This window comes from Acinetobacter calcoaceticus (genome assembly GCF_900520355.1).
Classification (GTDB): Bacteria; Pseudomonadota; Gammaproteobacteria; order Pseudomonadales; family Moraxellaceae; genus Acinetobacter; species Acinetobacter calcoaceticus_C.
Map to the genome: position 1 here is coordinate 455,028 of NZ_LS999521.1, position 14,297 is coordinate 469,324.

At 41.3% G+C, this 14,297-nt stretch carries 23 protein-coding genes and 2 pseudogenes; 19 read left to right on the forward strand and 6 right to left on the reverse strand.

Features of this window, described 5'->3' with window-relative positions; genetic code table 11:
- Positions 1-54 precede the first annotated feature (54 nt).
- The 6 genes and pseudogenes from yihA to AC2117_RS02145 all read right to left on the reverse strand — a co-directional run bounded on the left by yihA (position 55) and on the right by AC2117_RS02145 (position 5,146).
- Positions 55-831, reverse strand: a complete 777-nt coding sequence (yihA, locus tag AC2117_RS02125) for a ribosome biogenesis GTP-binding protein YihA/YsxC (RefSeq protein ID WP_133971634.1) — start codon at positions 829-831, stop codon at positions 55-57.
- A gap of 98 nt (positions 832-929) precedes the next feature.
- Positions 930-1,367 carry an RrF2 family transcriptional regulator gene (locus tag AC2117_RS02130; protein WP_133971636.1) on the reverse strand — a complete coding sequence of 146 codons (438 nt, stop codon included), beginning with the start codon at positions 1,365-1,367 and terminating at the stop codon, positions 930-932.
- An 87-nt stretch (positions 1,368-1,454) separates the two neighbouring features.
- The gene (locus AC2117_RS02135; RefSeq protein WP_133971638.1) at positions 1,455-2,219 is read right to left on the reverse strand and encodes a globin domain-containing protein; all 765 of its coding nucleotides are present in this window, start codon (positions 2,217-2,219) and stop codon (positions 1,455-1,457) included.
- Between the two features lie 9 nt (positions 2,220-2,228).
- Positions 2,229-2,338: pseudogene (locus tag AC2117_RS18965) on the reverse strand (hypothetical protein); the annotation flags it as partial.
- A 27-nt stretch (positions 2,339-2,365) separates the two neighbouring features.
- Positions 2,366-3,913, reverse strand: a complete 1,548-nt coding sequence (locus AC2117_RS02140) for a helicase HerA-like domain-containing protein (RefSeq protein ID WP_133971640.1) — start codon at positions 3,911-3,913, stop codon at positions 2,366-2,368.
- A 42-nt stretch (positions 3,914-3,955) separates the two neighbouring features.
- Complete coding sequence (locus AC2117_RS02145) at positions 3,956-5,146, reverse strand: PLP-dependent transferase (protein ID WP_133971641.1); 1,191 nt, start codon at positions 5,144-5,146, stop codon at positions 3,956-3,958.
- A gap of 168 nt (positions 5,147-5,314) precedes the next feature.
- Here AC2117_RS02145 and AC2117_RS02150 point away from each other — a divergent pair, with 168 nt between their 5' ends.
- The 19 genes and pseudogenes from AC2117_RS02150 to rplR all read left to right on the forward strand — a co-directional run bounded on the left by AC2117_RS02150 (position 5,315) and on the right by rplR (position 14,297).
- The gene (locus tag AC2117_RS02150) at positions 5,315-6,043 is read left to right on the forward strand and encodes a type 1 glutamine amidotransferase (RefSeq protein WP_133971643.1); all 729 of its coding nucleotides are present in this window, start codon (positions 5,315-5,317) and stop codon (positions 6,041-6,043) included.
- Between the two features lie 252 nt (positions 6,044-6,295).
- A complete protein-coding gene (gene rpsJ, locus AC2117_RS02155; protein ID WP_000070912.1) occupies positions 6,296-6,607 on the forward strand; it encodes a 30S ribosomal protein S10 in 312 nt (103 codons plus the stop codon).
- Positions 6,608-6,665: 58 nt separating this feature from the next.
- Entirely contained in the window at positions 6,666-7,304 is a 639-nt protein-coding gene (rplC, locus tag AC2117_RS02160) for a 50S ribosomal protein L3 (RefSeq protein ID WP_133971645.1), read from the forward strand.
- 11 nt (positions 7,305-7,315) lie between these two features.
- Complete coding sequence (gene rplD, locus AC2117_RS02165) at positions 7,316-7,918, forward strand: 50S ribosomal protein L4 (protein WP_042895205.1); 603 nt, start codon at positions 7,316-7,318, stop codon at positions 7,916-7,918.
- Complete coding sequence (gene rplW / locus AC2117_RS02170; protein WP_003653662.1) at positions 7,915-8,235, forward strand: 50S ribosomal protein L23; 321 nt, start codon at positions 7,915-7,917, stop codon at positions 8,233-8,235. Before rplD ends, rplW begins: the two co-directional genes overlap by 4 nt.
- An 11-nt stretch (positions 8,236-8,246) precedes the next feature.
- Entirely contained in the window at positions 8,247-9,071 is an 825-nt protein-coding gene (gene rplB, locus AC2117_RS02175) for a 50S ribosomal protein L2 (RefSeq protein ID WP_003653661.1), read from the forward strand.
- 13 nt (positions 9,072-9,084) lie between these two features.
- Entirely contained in the window at positions 9,085-9,360 is a 276-nt protein-coding gene (rpsS, locus tag AC2117_RS02180; RefSeq protein WP_001138119.1) for a 30S ribosomal protein S19, read from the forward strand.
- Positions 9,361-9,371: 11 nt separating this feature from the next.
- Positions 9,372-9,701 (forward strand): 50S ribosomal protein L22, encoded by a 330-nt coding sequence (rplV, locus tag AC2117_RS02185; protein WP_004639524.1) that lies wholly within the window; start codon positions 9,372-9,374, stop codon positions 9,699-9,701.
- Position 9,702: 1 nt separating this feature from the next.
- Positions 9,703-10,519, forward strand: a pseudogene (gene rpsC, locus AC2117_RS02190) (30S ribosomal protein S3).
- A complete protein-coding gene (gene rplP, locus AC2117_RS02195; RefSeq protein ID WP_002049688.1) occupies positions 10,459-10,872 on the forward strand; it encodes a 50S ribosomal protein L16 in 414 nt (137 codons plus the stop codon). The pseudogene rpsC and the gene rplP overlap by 61 nt, the downstream one beginning before the upstream one ends.
- Positions 10,872-11,069, forward strand: a complete 198-nt coding sequence (gene rpmC / locus AC2117_RS02200; RefSeq protein ID WP_000849928.1) for a 50S ribosomal protein L29 — start codon at positions 10,872-10,874, stop codon at positions 11,067-11,069. Before rplP ends, rpmC begins: the two co-directional genes overlap by 1 nt.
- Positions 11,066-11,323, forward strand: coding sequence for a 30S ribosomal protein S17 (gene rpsQ / locus AC2117_RS02205; RefSeq protein WP_001291845.1), 258 nt, complete (start codon positions 11,066-11,068; stop codon positions 11,321-11,323). The genes rpmC and rpsQ overlap by 4 nt, the downstream gene beginning before the upstream one ends.
- 92 nt (positions 11,324-11,415) lie before the next feature.
- Entirely contained in the window at positions 11,416-11,784 is a 369-nt protein-coding gene (gene rplN / locus AC2117_RS02210; RefSeq protein ID WP_001982634.1) for a 50S ribosomal protein L14, read from the forward strand.
- A gap of 9 nt (positions 11,785-11,793) precedes the next feature.
- Positions 11,794-12,111 (forward strand): 50S ribosomal protein L24, encoded by a 318-nt coding sequence (gene rplX / locus AC2117_RS02215; protein ID WP_002116820.1) that lies wholly within the window; start codon positions 11,794-11,796, stop codon positions 12,109-12,111.
- A gap of 15 nt (positions 12,112-12,126) precedes the next feature.
- Positions 12,127-12,663 carry a 50S ribosomal protein L5 gene (gene rplE / locus AC2117_RS02220; RefSeq protein WP_042895197.1) on the forward strand — a complete coding sequence of 179 codons (537 nt, stop codon included), beginning with the start codon at positions 12,127-12,129 and terminating at the stop codon, positions 12,661-12,663.
- A 9-nt stretch (positions 12,664-12,672) separates the two neighbouring features.
- Positions 12,673-12,978 (forward strand): 30S ribosomal protein S14, encoded by a 306-nt coding sequence (gene rpsN / locus AC2117_RS02225; protein ID WP_009388045.1) that lies wholly within the window; start codon positions 12,673-12,675, stop codon positions 12,976-12,978.
- 11 nt (positions 12,979-12,989) lie between these two features.
- Positions 12,990-13,385, forward strand: a complete 396-nt coding sequence (rpsH, locus tag AC2117_RS02230; protein WP_005038490.1) for a 30S ribosomal protein S8 — start codon at positions 12,990-12,992, stop codon at positions 13,383-13,385.
- Between the two features lie 13 nt (positions 13,386-13,398).
- Positions 13,399-13,932, forward strand: coding sequence for a 50S ribosomal protein L6 (gene rplF, locus AC2117_RS02235; protein WP_042895190.1), 534 nt, complete (start codon positions 13,399-13,401; stop codon positions 13,930-13,932).
- 14 nt (positions 13,933-13,946) lie between these two features.
- Entirely contained in the window at positions 13,947-14,297 is a 351-nt protein-coding gene (gene rplR / locus AC2117_RS02240) for a 50S ribosomal protein L18 (protein ID WP_005043857.1), read from the forward strand.

Consider the following 14,297-nt stretch of genomic DNA (forward strand, 5'->3'; position numbering starts at 1 on the left):
ATAGGGGACAATTGAGTATAAATTTAACGAAGAAATTGTATCTGTAGGGATAATTTAGCTTTCAGCATCCTCATCTGATGCTTCAGGGATTGAATCGACATCAAATTCTGGCTGTTGATCCAATGTGAAATGTAGACGCCCTGCCATAACACTTGCTAGCTCTTCTAAGCCTATCTTATTAAGTGAGGAGAAAAGTTGAATAGAAAAATCAAGCTTCATCTTTTTAAGTTGTTGCTTAACTTCTAATAGAACTTTATTTGCGGGGCCACGATTAAGTTTGTCTGCTTTTGTTAGTAGTATATGAACAAATAGATGACGTGAATAAGCCCACTCTAGCATCATCATGTCGAAATGCTGTAGAGGATGGCGAATATCCATAAGTAACACTAAACCTTGTAAGCTTTGGCGGTGGATTAGATAGTTTTCTAATTCTTTTTGCCACACCCGTTTCATATCTTCAGGTACAGCTGCATAACCGTAACCTGGAAGATCGACTAAACGTTGATCAGGGTTGCCTAGACTAAAGAAGTTAATCATCTGAGTACGGCCAGGTCTTTTAGAGGCGCGTGCTAGTTGTTTCTGATTAGTTAAAGCATTAATCGCACTAGATTTACCAGCATTTGAGCGTCCTGCAAAAGCAATCTCGTAGCCACTATCTTCAACACAAAGTGCCAATTTAGGTGCACTCATTAGGAACTCAGCTTGGCGTAACCAGTTTAATGATTGCACAGCGTATGCTGTGATCGCCGGATCTGGTGCTTTTTCATAGCTGATCTTTTGCTTGGGTGCGAGTCTGGCTTTGGTGTCTTTCGATTTTTCACTACGACGCATAAAAAATAACTTTTTAAATGAGAGGGCTCGTGCCTAGTATAAAGGAGCTTGGTTGTTCTTGCTAATTTTCAATAGATTTAACCCATAAAGGGTATTTATTAGATTTGCAAAAAAGCGATAGGAGAATTAGGTGGGGCAGACTTTGATTGCTGCAAAACCTCTCCAAGTGTGTATTGGTCTAGACTTTGGTAAAAGCTTTCTAAAGCTTGGTCAAGAATACCTTTTAGACCACAATGTGCACGCAGCACACAAGGTGGTGTATTGCATTCAACAATTTGGTGATCACCCTGTAAGATTCGAACAATTGAACCTAAATTTGAATTAAGGGCTTCTGGATTTAAACGAATTCCACCACCTTTTCCACGAATAGTAATGATCCATTCTTGTTTGCCCATAAAGTGGACAATTTTAACCAGATGGTTTTGTGAAACATGCAAATCTTTCGCGATTTCTGCAATCGTGTAGGGTGCATCACTTGGGCGAGCAACGTACATTAATATTCGTAATGCATAATCGGTAAATTTATTAAGCTGCATGATCACCAAAAATGGGAAGAATAAAAAGGATGATCATCTTAGCCTGAAAGTCTAAATAAGAAAACTTTCAGGCAAGAGGTTTTTATATTAGAGCGTTAAAGGCGCTGAAACTTGAACTTGATCGCCAACTCTATAATGTTCAAGCAAGATGTTTGAAACTGAGAATTCAGTATGATTTTCTTCAGGCTGAACTTCAAAATGATATGAGTTGTTTTCCTGAGCTTCTGTAAATTTAAATGCTTTTGGTTGCTCAAGCTGTTGTTCTGGAACTTGTACTTTAACCGAGATAAAAGCATTCGCAGGACCGCTAAGTACGTCTTCATGGTCAGTTGCTTTTAAGGTAAAACGTTTTCCAGATTCAAGAGGATCGATTTGAGTAATTTCAAATGAACGCCAGCCAGCCCATCCACCATTTAAATTTTCAAGTTGTTCATATTTTTGTTTTTCAACACCAATCAAGATATCTGCTAATTGTAAATAAGCCTGTTTCCACGCTTCGATAAGTTCTGACTCAAATGGAACGTTGAGTACTTCACTAATTGAATGAAGTAAGTTGTCGCCAACAATTGTATATTGGTCGGGTTGAATATCTAAGCTCACATGCTTAGTTGTAATGCGTTCAACTGCTTTAGCTAAAACAGAAGGGTTTTCAATATTTTCTGCATATGCAAGTACTGCGGCTGCAAGAGCGCGAGGCTGACGTAAGCTAGTTTGGTCATCTAAGTTAAAAACATTTTTTAATTCAGGATTGTTATTAAGCATACGCTTATAAAAGTATGTAGTAAGCGTAACACCGTGTTCACGTAAAACAGGTACAGTAGATTTAACGAGTTCAATTTGTTGTGGAGTCATGGCTAGACCTTATTTTATCTGGCTATATAAGATGTATTTAAAATACATCTTTAAAAAAGTAATCGCAATAGATTTTTTATAAAAACCATAAAAAAATTAGGGAATATAAAATTCCCTAATTTAAAAGTGAAATATCTCTAAGAAAATTACTTGCCAAATAATGAACCGAGCAGACCTCTTACTAATTTTTGACCTGTACTTCCACCTAAACTTCGTGCAGCACTTTTTGCAAAAGTACCCACAATATCTTGTGTAAGCTTGGCTCGTTCACGTGCTGCTCGTTCTTCTTCTTTTTGCTGTTCACGTGCTAATCGCTCTTGTTCCTTTGCTTGCTGCTTTGCTAAAGTTTCTTGCTCTTTTTCTTGTTGTTTAGCAAGTTCAGTATTTTGTTGTTGTTGCTCACGTTCAGCGACTTTATTTTGTAGCATTTCATAAGCGCTATCACGATCTACAGCCTGTTCATAAATGCCAGCAATAATACTTTGGGCGATAATATTCTTTCGCTCTTCTGGAGTAATTGGTGTAAAGGCAGAGTAAGGAGGCATCACCCAGCCACGTTCTACAATTTGCGGTGTGCCTTGTTCATCAAGACAACTAATGAGTGCTTCACCAACAGCCAGTTCGGTAATGGCTTCATCAACTTTAAACTCTGGATTGGCGCGGAAAGTATCTGCTGCGGTTTTTACTGCTTTTTGGTCTTTAGGTGTAAATGCACGTAGTGCATGTTGAATGCGGTTACCAAGCTGACCAAGAACACTTTCTGGTAAATCGAGTGGATTTTGAGTAATAAAATAGATGCCAATACCTTTGGAGCGAATTAAACGTACAACTTGTTCAATTTTTTCTTGTAATGCTTGGCTGGCATTATCAAATAATAAGTGAGCTTCATCAAAGAAAAACACGAGTTTCGGTTTGTCTAGATCGCCAACTTCTGGAAGCTGTTCAAATAACTCTGATAGCATCCACAACAAGAAAGTAGCATATAGCTTAGGCGTATTCATGAGCTTGTCAGCAGCAAGAATATTGATATAACCATGTCCATTTGCATCAGTTTGTATAAAATCCAGAATATTTAAAGCAGGTTCACCAAAAAATTGTTCTCCACCTTGGTCGGCAAGAGCGAGCAAATTACGTTGAATAGCACCTAAGCTGGCTGGAGATAAATTGCCATATTCAGCTTTAAACTCGGCAGCATGCTCACTAACAAAAGTGATCATGGCTTTTAAGTCTTTAAAGTCGACTAACAGCAAACCTTGATCATCGGCAATACGAAATACGGCTGCTAAAACACCTTCTTGTGTGTCATTTAAATTGAGCATACGAGCCAATAAAATTGGCCCAATTTCAGAAATAGTAGTGCGAATAGGGTGGCCTTGTTGGCCGAATAGATCCCAGAAAATGACAGAGTTGGCAGCAAAAGGAACGCTATCAATCTGTAATAATTTTAGACGTTCATTAAACTTATCTGAAGCTTCTCCTGATTTTGCGAGGCTCGAAACATCACCTTTAGCATCGGCAAGAAATACGGGTACGCCAATTCGAGAAAAACTCTCTGCTAGAACTTTCAATGTAACTGTTTTGCCTGTACCGGTAGCACCCGCAATTAATCCATGACGGTTGGCAAACTGGGAAAGCAAAACAATTTCTTTTGATGTGTCATTAATATTTTTAGCAATAACAATCGGTGTACCCATATATTTTTATCCTTTGGTGTGAGCCACTATAATGTTGTCGTTTTACAAATGTTTTAGTGCATTTTCGATATCTTGTATTAAATCTTGCGGATCTTCTAGTCCTATACAGAATCGAACCAATAATCCTTGTTGTAAATGTGTATTCTCAAGTTTTCTCATCATTTTTAAATCATAAAGCATGATCAGACTAACTGGTCCTCCCCAGCTAAAACCGAGCTTAAATAACTCTAATGCATCGCAGAAGCGACGTACTGCTGCCATGTCATAATCTGGTTTGAAAATAACACTCACTAAACCTGCACTTTGACCATTTGTGCAGATTTCTTGCCAATATTGATAACTTGGGGCGGTCTCATCACTTGGATGTAGAACTTGTGCAAATTGAGTTTGGCCTTTTAGCCATTTAAGTAAAGTTTGAGCATTAGCAGATTGTTGTTCATAGCGTAAAGACATATGAGCAAGACTACGTTGAATTTGAGCAGCATCATCACCTGAAACTGCAATACCTAAAATAGCATGTGTGCGGAACAGACGGTGATGGAGTTTATCATCACGAGTTACAATGCTGCCCATTAGGATATCACCGCCACCACTTGGATATTTGGTTAGTGCATGGACGGTTAAATCGACTGCTAGATTTTCATCAGAAAAATTAAAAGCATTAAACGCAAGCCCAGCGCCCCAAGTGTTATCTAGCGCTGTTATTACGCCATGCTTTTTAGCTTTTTTAACTAGATTTTTAAGATCAGGGAATTCTAGAGTAACTGAACCCGCAGCCTCTAACCATAACAGTTTGCTTCTTTCAGTCGGTTGAAAACTTGAAGTATCAATAGGGTTATATACTTTAATAATAACGCCATATTGATTTTGTAGATAATTTAAATGTTCTAGGTTCGGTCCATAAATGTTGTCAGGTACCCATACTTCATCATTAGTGCTTAAAAATGCTGAGTTCACAACATTAATTGCAGATAAACCACTCGGTGCAAGCAAACAATGCAATCCACCTTCAATTTGCGCAATATTGTCGCCTAATGTGAAGGTAGTGGGGGTGCCATGCGTCCCATAACTATAGTCATAATCATCAGTCCAATGACGATCAAAAAGGTGCGAAGTTGATTTAAAAATAATAGTGGATGCACGAAATAAGGGTGGTTGCACTGTTTCAATAAATTGCGGAGCCTTTCTTGGTGCATGAATGAGGCGAGTCTGAAAGTCGTTATGCTTTTTCATAGTGCGTTGCATTTTAAATAATAAAGTTAGATTAAGAGAAATTTAGATTATTGGCTATATTTACGAAATTTTATAAGACGTTTCGTTACAGTAGACCTATAAAATAAAAACTTGGCTTTATTTTTGCAAAGACCACTACAACATTCTAACAACAATAGGTTTAAGCGCATGAAGTCGCATTTACGAGTTCACTATTTTCAACACATTGCTGGTGAGGGATTTGGAAGTTGTTATTCATTTTTAAAAGCTCACCACGCGACCATTAGCTCTACAGAGTTTTTTGCACTTCCAGTTGATCGATCACTTGAAATAGAGGCTTTACCCAAAATCGAAGAGGTTGATTTGTTATTGGTCATGGGTGGAACCATGAGTGTAAATGATGAGGCAAACTATCCATGGCTAAAGATAGAAAAAAGGTGGTTACGTCGTTATTTAGCGGCCGGAAAACCAGCTATTGGTCTTTGCTTGGGAGGGCAACTGATAGCTAATGCATTGGGTGCAGCGGTGAGTCGTAATCGCTATCAGGAACTCGGATGGTCAACAGTGCAGAGAGTTGCAAATTTACCTCAAGAAAGCTTTCCGTTACCTGAGAATATAAAGGTTATGCAGTGGCATAGTGAGACATTTGAAATACCTAAAGGCGCTATACATTTGGCTGAAAATCGGGCTTGTCGCAATCAGATGTATCAGATAGGAACAAATGTGCTGGGTTTTCAGTTCCATCCAGAGATGACACCAGCAACTTTAGCTCTTTTACTTGAAGATGAAGAAGAGTTGTCTATTTTTGATGGAGAATATGTTCAATCTACGCATGATTTACACTATTCCGAAGCACAAAAATTTGAGCAAGGAAATCAACTTCTGAATAAAGCTATTGAATTTGTAGTAAATACCTAAATGATCTCTCAATGCTCGATCAAAGCAGGTTTTGTGGAGAAAATAGAAAAAGAGAATTGCATAAGAGTTAAACAATCGTTATAATGAGCGACCCTCAAGAGGAGGGGCATTTGCTGCGAAGAAAGTGGTAAATGTGCATTACAGTCGTGGCATCGATCATGACCTTAGTGATTTTCACTGCCTTTGACACTTACCGATAGGTGAGATGCGTCAAGGGTGATTCTTTATATGTTTGGCTTGGAGTTTACTGGTATGTCTAACCAGAGAATTCGTATCCGTTTGAAGTCTTTTGATCATCGTCTGATTGATCAATCTGCTCAAGAGATCGTAGAAACCGCTAAGCGTACTGGCGCACAAGTTTGTGGTCCAATTCCGATGCCTACTCGCATCGAACGCTTCAACGTTCTTACTTCACCGCACGTTAACAAAGATGCGCGTGACCAGTACGAAATCCGCACCTACAAACGTTTGATCGACATCGTTCAACCTACAGATAAAACTGTTGATGCATTGATGAAATTAGATCTTGCGGCTGGTGTTGATGTTCAGATCGCTTTGGGTTAAGGCTTTCGGTTGATTAACTTTTAAGTTAATTAGGCCGCTTTTTTAGAGGTTTATGCACATGGCTATTGGTTTAGTCGGTCGCAAATGTGGTATGACTCGCATCTTTACAGATGCAGGTGTTTCTGTACCTGTTACAGTCATCGAAGTCGATCCAAACCGCATTACGCAAATCAAAACACTTGAAACTGATGGTTATCAAGCTGTTCAAGTAACTACTGGTGAACGTCGCGAATCTCGCGTAACTAACGCTCAGAAAGGTCACTTTGCGAAAGCTGGTGTTGCTGCTGGTCGTTTGGTTAAAGAGTTCCGTGTTACTGAAGCTGAGCTTGAAGGTCGTGAAGTTGGCGGTACTATTGGTGTTGATTTGTTCACAGTTGGTCAAGTTGTTGACGTAACTGGTCAATCAAAAGGTAAAGGTTTCCAAGGTGGTGTTAAGCGTTGGAACTTCCGTACCCAAGACGCTACTCACGGTAACTCACTTTCTCACCGTGTATTAGGTTCTACAGGTCAAAACCAAACTCCTGGTCGCGTGTTCAAAGGCAAAAAAATGGCTGGTCACTTAGGTGATGAACGCGTAACAGTACAAGGTCTTGAAATCGTATCTATTGACGCTGAACGTTCTGTTTTAGTTGTTAAAGGTGCAATTCCTGGTTCAACTGGCGGTGACGTGATTGTACGTCCTACCATCAAGGCCTGAGGGGAAATACCGTGAATTTGAAAACTGTTTCCGGCTCTGCTGTTGAATTGTCTGAAGTTGCTTTCGGACGTGAATTTAACGAAGCTCTTGTACACCAAGTTGTTACTGCTTACTTAGCAGGTGGTCGTCAAGGTACTCGTGCTCAGAAGTCACGTGCAGACGTTTCTGGCGGTGGTAAAAAACCATTCCGTCAAAAAGGTACTGGTCGTGCTCGTGCGGGTTCTACTCGTAGCCCTATCTGGGTTGGTGGTGGTAAAACTTTTGCTGCTCGTCCACAAGATTGGTCTCAAAAAGTAAACCGTAAAATGTATCGCGGTGCAATGCAATGTATCTTAGCTGAACTTGTTCGCCAAGATCGTCTTGTATTAGTTGAAGAGTTTGCTATTGCAGCTCCAAAAACTAAAGAATTGCTTGCAAAGCTTGGCGATTTAAATGCCACTCGTGCATTGATCGTTACTGAAGCTGTAGATGAGAACTTATATCTTGCAGCACGCAACCTTCCACATGTAGATGTGGTGGATGCAACTGCAATCGATCCTGTAAGCTTGATCGCGTTTGATAAAGTTGTTATGTCTGTAGCTGCTGCTAAGAAAATTGAGGTAGAACTCGGATGAACAACGAACGTATCTATCAAGTCCTTAAAGGACCAGTCTTCTCAGAAAAGGCACAAGTTCTAGGTGATACTGTTGGCGTTCAAGTATTTAAAGTAGATATTAATGCTACTAAACTTGAAGTCAAAAAAGCAGTTGAAAAACTTTTTGGTGTAGAAGTTGTTAAAGTTAACACTACTATTACTAAAGGTAAAACTAAGCGCTTTGGTAAAACATTAGGACGTCGTTCTGATGTTAAAAAAGCATACGTCACCCTGAAAGCCGGCCAAGATGTTGAAATGGCTGACTTGGGCGATACCGCTGAAAGCGCAGCGGAATAAGGACGAAAATTATGCCGATTCAAAAATGTAAGCCAACGTCTCCAGGACGTCGCTTTGTAGAGAAAGTGGTTCATGATCACCTTCACAAAGGCGCGCCTTACTCACCGTTGGTTGAAGCAAAAAAACGTACTGGTGGTCGTAATAATAACGGTCACATTACAACTCGTCACGTTGGTGGTGGTCATAAGCAACACTATCGTATCGTTGACTTTAAGCGTAATAAAGACAGCATCCCAGCTGTTGTAGAGCGCATTGAATACGATCCTAACCGTACAGCACATATTGCTTTGTTGAAATATGCTGATGGTGAGCGTCGTTATATCATTGCACCTAAAGGCTTACGTGCTGGCGATAAAGTACAATCTGGTAACGATGCTCCAATTCGTCCAGGTAACTGCTTGCCACTTCGTAACATGCCGATCGGTTCTACACTTCATAACGTTGAACTTAAAATTGGCAAGGGTGCGCAATTAGCGCGTTCTGCTGGTACTTCTGTTCAGTTGTTGGGTCGTGATGGTTCTTACGCGATTGTTCGTCTTCGTTCAGGCGAAATGCGTAAAATTCATGTTGAATGCCGCGCTGTAATTGGTGAAGTTTCTAACCAAGAAAGCAACCTTCGCTCATTGGGTAAAGCTGGTGCTGCGCGCTGGCGTGGTGTTCGTCCTACCGTACGTGGTATGGCGATGAACCCAGTTGATCACCCGCACGGTGGTGGTGAAGGGCGTAATAAAGGTATTCAACCTGTAAGCCCATGGGGTCAAAAAGCTAAAGGGTACAAGACACGTACCAATAAGCGTACGACTAAGATGATTATTCGCGACCGTCGCGTCAAGTAAAGGAATCTGACTAATGCCTCGTTCTCTGAAAAAAGGCCCATTCGTCGATGCGCACTTGTTCGCTAAGGTTGAAGCGGCTGTTGCTAGTAACTCTCGCAAGCCGATTAAAACTTGGTCTCGTCGTTCGATGATCCTTCCGGATTTTGTTGGTTTAACAATTTCCGTTCATAATGGTCGTAATCACGTTCCAGTAATTGTTACTGAGCATATGGTTGGTCATAAACTCGGTGAATTCGCGCCAACTCGTACCTATCGTGGTCACGGTGTTGACAAGAAGTCTAAACGTTAATAGGTGTCATGATGGAAGTAACTGCTAAATTACGCGGTGCCGCTATCTCGGCACAAAAGGCACGTTTGGTTGCAGATCTTATTCGCGGCAAATCTGTTGCGCATGCTTTAAATATTTTAAACTTCAGCAATAAAAAAGCTGCTGTTTTAGTAAAAAAAGCATTGGAATCTGCGATTGCAAACGCTGAACACAATAACAGTTTAGATGTTGACGATCTTAAAGTTTCTACGATTTACGTTGATGAAGGTGTTAGCCTTAAACGTATTATGCCACGTGCTAAAGGCCGTGCAGATCGTATTACGAAGCGTACTTGTCACATCACCGTTAAGGTAGGGGTTTGATATGGGTCAGAAGGTTCATCCAATCGGTATCCGCCTAGGTGTTGTGAAACGTCATAACGCTAACTGGTATGCGAGTCCGAAACAATACGCTGAATATTTGCTTAAAGATCTTCAAGTTCGTGAGTTTTTAAATAAAAAACTTAAGAATGCGATGATCAGTAATATTCTTATCGAACGTCCATCAGGCGCTGCTAAGGTAACAATTAGCACAGCTCGTCCTGGTATCGTAATCGGTAAAAAAGGCGAAGATATTGAGAAATTACAGCGCGAACTTACCAGCATTATGGGTGTTCCTGCGCAAGTAAGTATCAATGAAATTGATCGCCCAGACTTAGATGCGCGTTTAGTTGCTGAAGCAATTGCTTCTCAATTAGAAAAGCGTGTAATGTTCCGTCGTGCTATGAAGCGTGCGGTTCAGAACACTATGCGTGCTGGTGCTAAAGGTATCAAAGTTGAAGTGTCTGGCCGTTTAGGTGGTGCAGAGATTGCTCGTACAGAATGGTATCGTGAAGGTCGTGTACCTTTGCATACATTACGTGCAGATATTGACTATGCGACTGTGCGTGCAGAAACAACTTACGGTACGATTGGTGTTAAAGTTTGGATTTTCCGTGGTGAGATTTTAGGTGGCATGAAACAAGTCATGAACCCTGCTCCTGCTGAAGATCGTCCAGCTAAACGTGGTCGTGGTCGTGGTGAAGGTCAAGAGCGTCGTGGTCGTCGCGGTGACCGTGCTGCTGACAAGGGAGAATAATCCATGTTGCAACCTAAACGTACCAAATTCCGTAAGGTGCACAAAGGCCGTAATACTGGTCTAGCGCATCGTGGTAGTACAGTATCATTTGGTTCGATTGCAATTAAAGCAACTGAACGTGGTCGTATGACTGCGCGTCAGATTGAAGCTGCACGTCGTACTATTAGCCGCCGTATTAAGCGTGGTGGTAAAATCTTTATTCGCGTATTCCCGGATAAGCCAATTACTCAAAAGCCTCTTGAAGTGCGTATGGGTAAAGGTAAGGGTAGCGTGGAATACTGGGTTTGCCAGATCCAACCAGGCAAGATCCTGTACGAAATTGAAGGTGTGAACGAAGAATTAGCGCGTGAAGCATTTGCTTTAGCTGCTGCTAAACTTCCGTTTAAAACCACTATCGTGACTCGGACGGTAATGTAATGAAAACTAAAGATTTACGTGAAAAGTCGGTAGAAGAGTTGAAAGCTTTGCTTGATGAGCAACAGCTTAACCAATTCCGTCTTCGTATGGCGAAAGCAACTGGTCAGTTGGGTAAATCGCACGAAGTGCAAGTTGCTCGTAAGACAATTGCTCGTATTAAGACACTCCTTACCGAAAAACAGGGGAACGGACAATGAGTGAAAAAACAGTCCGCACGTTAACCGGCAAAGTCGTAAGTGACAAAATGGATAAATCTATTGTTGTTCTTATTGAACGCCGCGTTCAACACCCGTTGTATGGCAAGTCAATTCGCCGTTCAACTAAGTTACACGCTCATGATGAGAATAACGTCGCTAAAATTGGTGATGTTGTAACCATTAAAGAAAGCCGCCCAATTTCTAAAACTAAAGCTTGGACTTTAGTGGAAGTAGTTGAAGCAGCTGCTGAGTAATTCGACGTTCTTGTTGCATCATCGGACAATTTCGAGTACTCTTTGAGCCTTTCGAAATTGTGACCGGTGATGCTCGGTTTTGGAGTAGGGCAATGATTCAAACCGAAACTATGCTCGACGTAGCAGACAACAGTGGTGCTCGCCGCGTACAATGTATTAAAGTACTTGGTGGTTCACATCGTCGTTATGCTTCTGTTGGCGACATTATTAAAGTTACTGTAAAAGAAGCAATCCCACGCGCACGTGTTAAAAAAGGTGACGTGATGAATGCGGTTGTAGTTCGTACTAAATTCGGCATTCGTCGTCCAGATGGTTCTGTGATCCGTTTTGATGATAATGCTGCAGTTATCCTGAACAACAACAAAGCTCCGATTGCTACTCGTATCTTCGGACCAGTGACTCGTGAACTTCGTACTGAACAGTTCATGAAAATCATTTCATTGGCTCCTGAAGTTCTATAAGAGGCAATCATGGCTAAGATTAAAAAAGGCGATCAAGTTATTGTGATCGCAGGTAAAGAAAAAGGCAAACAGGGTACTGTGTTGTCTGTTTCTGAAGACCGCGTTAAGGTTGAAGGCCTTAACTTAGTGAAGAAGCATCAAAAGCCGAATCGTGTAACTGGCGCTGAAGGCGGTATTGTTACTCAAGAAGCTTCGCTTCATATTTCAAACGTGGCAATTTTAAATGCTACAACCCAAAAGGCTGACCGTGTTGGTTACCAAGTGATTGATGGCGTGAAAACTCGCGTTTATAAATCAAATGGTGAATCAGTGGCGGTAGCGAAGTAATAGGTTGAAAAGGCAATGGCCAGACTTAAAGCACGTTATAATGATGAACTTAAAGCCAAGTTAAAAGAAGAACTTAGCGTTAAGAACGTGATGGAAATTCCACGCATCACAAAAATCACCCTAAACATGGGTGTGGGCGCAGCTGCAACTGATAAGAAATTATTAGATGGTGCTGTAGTCGACATGCAATTAATTGCTGGTCAAAAACCAGTAGTTACACTTGCTCGTAAATCTATCGCAGGTTTTAAAATCCGTGATGGGTGGCCGATTGGTTGTAAAGTTACTTTACGTGGCGACCAAATGTACGAATTCTTGGATCGTTTGATCTCAATCGCAATCCCTCGTATCCGTGACTTCCGTGGTTTCTCTTCGAAATCATTTGATGGTCGTGGTAACTACTCAATGGGTTTGAAAGAGCAAATCGTTTTCCCTGAAATCGATTTCGATAAGATTGATCGTATTCGTGGTATGGATATTACTATTACTACGACTGCTCGCACCGATGACGAAGGCCGTGCGCTTATGCGTGCATTCGGCTTCCCGTTCAAATAAGAGGTCGATATGGCTAAGAAAGGTATGATTAATCGCGAATTGAAACGCGAAAAAACAGTTGCTAAATACGCTGCAAAACGTGCTGAATTAAAAGCTACTATTGCAAACGTAAATGCAAGTGAAGAAGAGCGTTTCGAAGCGACGTTAAAGTTACAGGCATTGCCACGTAATGCATCTCCGGTGCGTCTTCGTAACCGTTGTGGTTTAACTGGTCGTCCTCATGGTTACTTCCGTAAGTTCGGTTTAAGCCGTAACAAATTACGTGACACAGTAATGCAGGGTGATGTACCAGGCGTTGTTAAGGCAAGCTGGTAAGGAGCGACTAAATGAGTATGCAAGATACCGTTGCCGACATGCTAACACGTGTTCGTAACGCACAAATGGCTAAGAAACAAACCGTTTCTATGCCTTCTTCTAAGTTGAAAGTTGCAATTGCAAACGTTCTTCAACAAGAAGGTTATATTTCAAATGTAGAAGTTGCTCAAGAAGAGACAAAATCTACTTTGACAATTACTTTAAAATATTTCGAAGGCAAACCAGTTATCGAAGTGGTTAAGCGCGTAAGCCGTCCAGGCCTTCGCCAATACCGTGGTAAAGATAAACTTCCAAGCGTTAAGCAAGGTTTAGGTATTGCAATTGTTTCTACAAGCAAAGGCATCATGACTGATCGCGCTGCACGTGCTGCGGGCGTTGGTGGTGAAGTTATTGCTTTTGTTTCTTAATAGGTGATTCCTCATGTCTCGTGTGGCTAAAGCCCCAGTAACTGTACCGAATGGTGTAACAGTTACTCAGAACGGCCGGCAGGTCGAAGTGAAAGGCAGCAAAGGTACGTTGTCTTTCAACCTGCATGCGCTGGTCGAGCTAAAACAGGAAGAAGGTAAACTTCAACTTGCTCCAGTTAAAGAATCGAAAGATGCTTGGATGCAAGCTGGTACTGCTCGCGCTGTATTGAATAACCTTGTAAAAGGGGTTAGTGAAGGCTTCGAACGTAAGTTGCAGCTAGTTGGTGTTGGTTATAAAGCTGCGGTTAAGGGTAGTGTTGTAAACCTTAACCTTGGTTTTTCACACCCAATTGACTACGCTTTACCTGAAAGTGTAACAGCGGAAACTCCAACTGCAACTGAAATCATTTTGAAATCAGCAAACAAGCAGTTGTTAGGTCAAGTAGCGGCAGAAATCCGTGCGTATCGTTCTCCTGAACCATATAAAGGTAAAGGTGTTCGTTATTCGGATGAAGTCATTCTTCGTAAAGAAGCTAAGAAGAAATAAGGCGCGAGGTTCTTATGAACGAAAAGAAACAAACCCGTTTGCGTCGTGCGAAAAGCACACGCTTGCACATCCGTGCATTGGGTGCGACTCGTTTGTGTGTAAACCGCACTCCGCGTCACATCTATGCTCAAGTTATTTCAGCAGATGGTGGCAAAGTTTTAGCGCAAGCTTCAACTTTGGATGCATCTTTACGTAGCGGTACTACAGGTAATGTAGATGCAGCTACTAAAGTAGGCACTTTAATCGCAGAGCGTGCGAAAGCAGCTGGTGTAACTAAAGTTGCATTTGACCGTTCTGGTTTTAAATATCATGGTCGTATCAAAGCCTTGGCTGATGCTGCTCGTGAAAACGGCTTGGAGTTCTAA

Bases quoted from the DNA above. Each gene is read 5' to 3' on its own strand.
- yihA (WP_133971634.1), bottom strand. From the start codon at position 831: ATGCGTCGTAGTGAAAAATCGAAAGACACCAAAGCCAGACTCGCACCC.
- AC2117_RS02130 (WP_133971636.1), bottom strand. From the start codon at position 1,367: ATGCAGCTTAATAAATTTACCGATTATGCATTACGAATATTAATGTAC.
- AC2117_RS02135 (WP_133971638.1), bottom strand. From the start codon at position 2,219: ATGACTCCACAACAAATTGAACTCGTTAAATCTACTGTACCTGTTTTA.
- AC2117_RS02140 (WP_133971640.1), bottom strand. From the start codon at position 3,913: ATGGGTACACCGATTGTTATTGCTAAAAATATTAATGACACATCAAAA.
- AC2117_RS02145 (WP_133971641.1), bottom strand. From the start codon at position 5,146: ATGAAAAAGCATAACGACTTTCAGACTCGCCTCATTCATGCACCAAGA.
- AC2117_RS02150 (WP_133971643.1), top strand. From the start codon at position 5,315: ATGAAGTCGCATTTACGAGTTCACTATTTTCAACACATTGCTGGTGAG.
- rpsJ (WP_000070912.1), top strand. From the start codon at position 6,296: ATGTCTAACCAGAGAATTCGTATCCGTTTGAAGTCTTTTGATCATCGT.
- rplC (WP_133971645.1), top strand. From the start codon at position 6,666: ATGGCTATTGGTTTAGTCGGTCGCAAATGTGGTATGACTCGCATCTTT.
- rplW (WP_003653662.1), top strand. From the start codon at position 7,915: ATGAACAACGAACGTATCTATCAAGTCCTTAAAGGACCAGTCTTCTCA.
- rplB (WP_003653661.1), top strand. From the start codon at position 8,247: ATGCCGATTCAAAAATGTAAGCCAACGTCTCCAGGACGTCGCTTTGTA.
- rpsS (WP_001138119.1), top strand. From the start codon at position 9,085: ATGCCTCGTTCTCTGAAAAAAGGCCCATTCGTCGATGCGCACTTGTTC.
- rplV (WP_004639524.1), top strand. From the start codon at position 9,372: ATGGAAGTAACTGCTAAATTACGCGGTGCCGCTATCTCGGCACAAAAG.
- rplP (WP_002049688.1), top strand. From the start codon at position 10,459: ATGTTGCAACCTAAACGTACCAAATTCCGTAAGGTGCACAAAGGCCGT.
- rpmC (WP_000849928.1), top strand. From the start codon at position 10,872: ATGAAAACTAAAGATTTACGTGAAAAGTCGGTAGAAGAGTTGAAAGCT.
- rpsQ (WP_001291845.1), top strand. From the start codon at position 11,066: ATGAGTGAAAAAACAGTCCGCACGTTAACCGGCAAAGTCGTAAGTGAC.
- rplN (WP_001982634.1), top strand. From the start codon at position 11,416: ATGATTCAAACCGAAACTATGCTCGACGTAGCAGACAACAGTGGTGCT.
- rplX (WP_002116820.1), top strand. From the start codon at position 11,794: ATGGCTAAGATTAAAAAAGGCGATCAAGTTATTGTGATCGCAGGTAAA.
- rplE (WP_042895197.1), top strand. From the start codon at position 12,127: ATGGCCAGACTTAAAGCACGTTATAATGATGAACTTAAAGCCAAGTTA.
- rpsN (WP_009388045.1), top strand. From the start codon at position 12,673: ATGGCTAAGAAAGGTATGATTAATCGCGAATTGAAACGCGAAAAAACA.
- rpsH (WP_005038490.1), top strand. From the start codon at position 12,990: ATGAGTATGCAAGATACCGTTGCCGACATGCTAACACGTGTTCGTAAC.
- rplF (WP_042895190.1), top strand. From the start codon at position 13,399: ATGTCTCGTGTGGCTAAAGCCCCAGTAACTGTACCGAATGGTGTAACA.
- rplR (WP_005043857.1), top strand. From the start codon at position 13,947: ATGAACGAAAAGAAACAAACCCGTTTGCGTCGTGCGAAAAGCACACGC.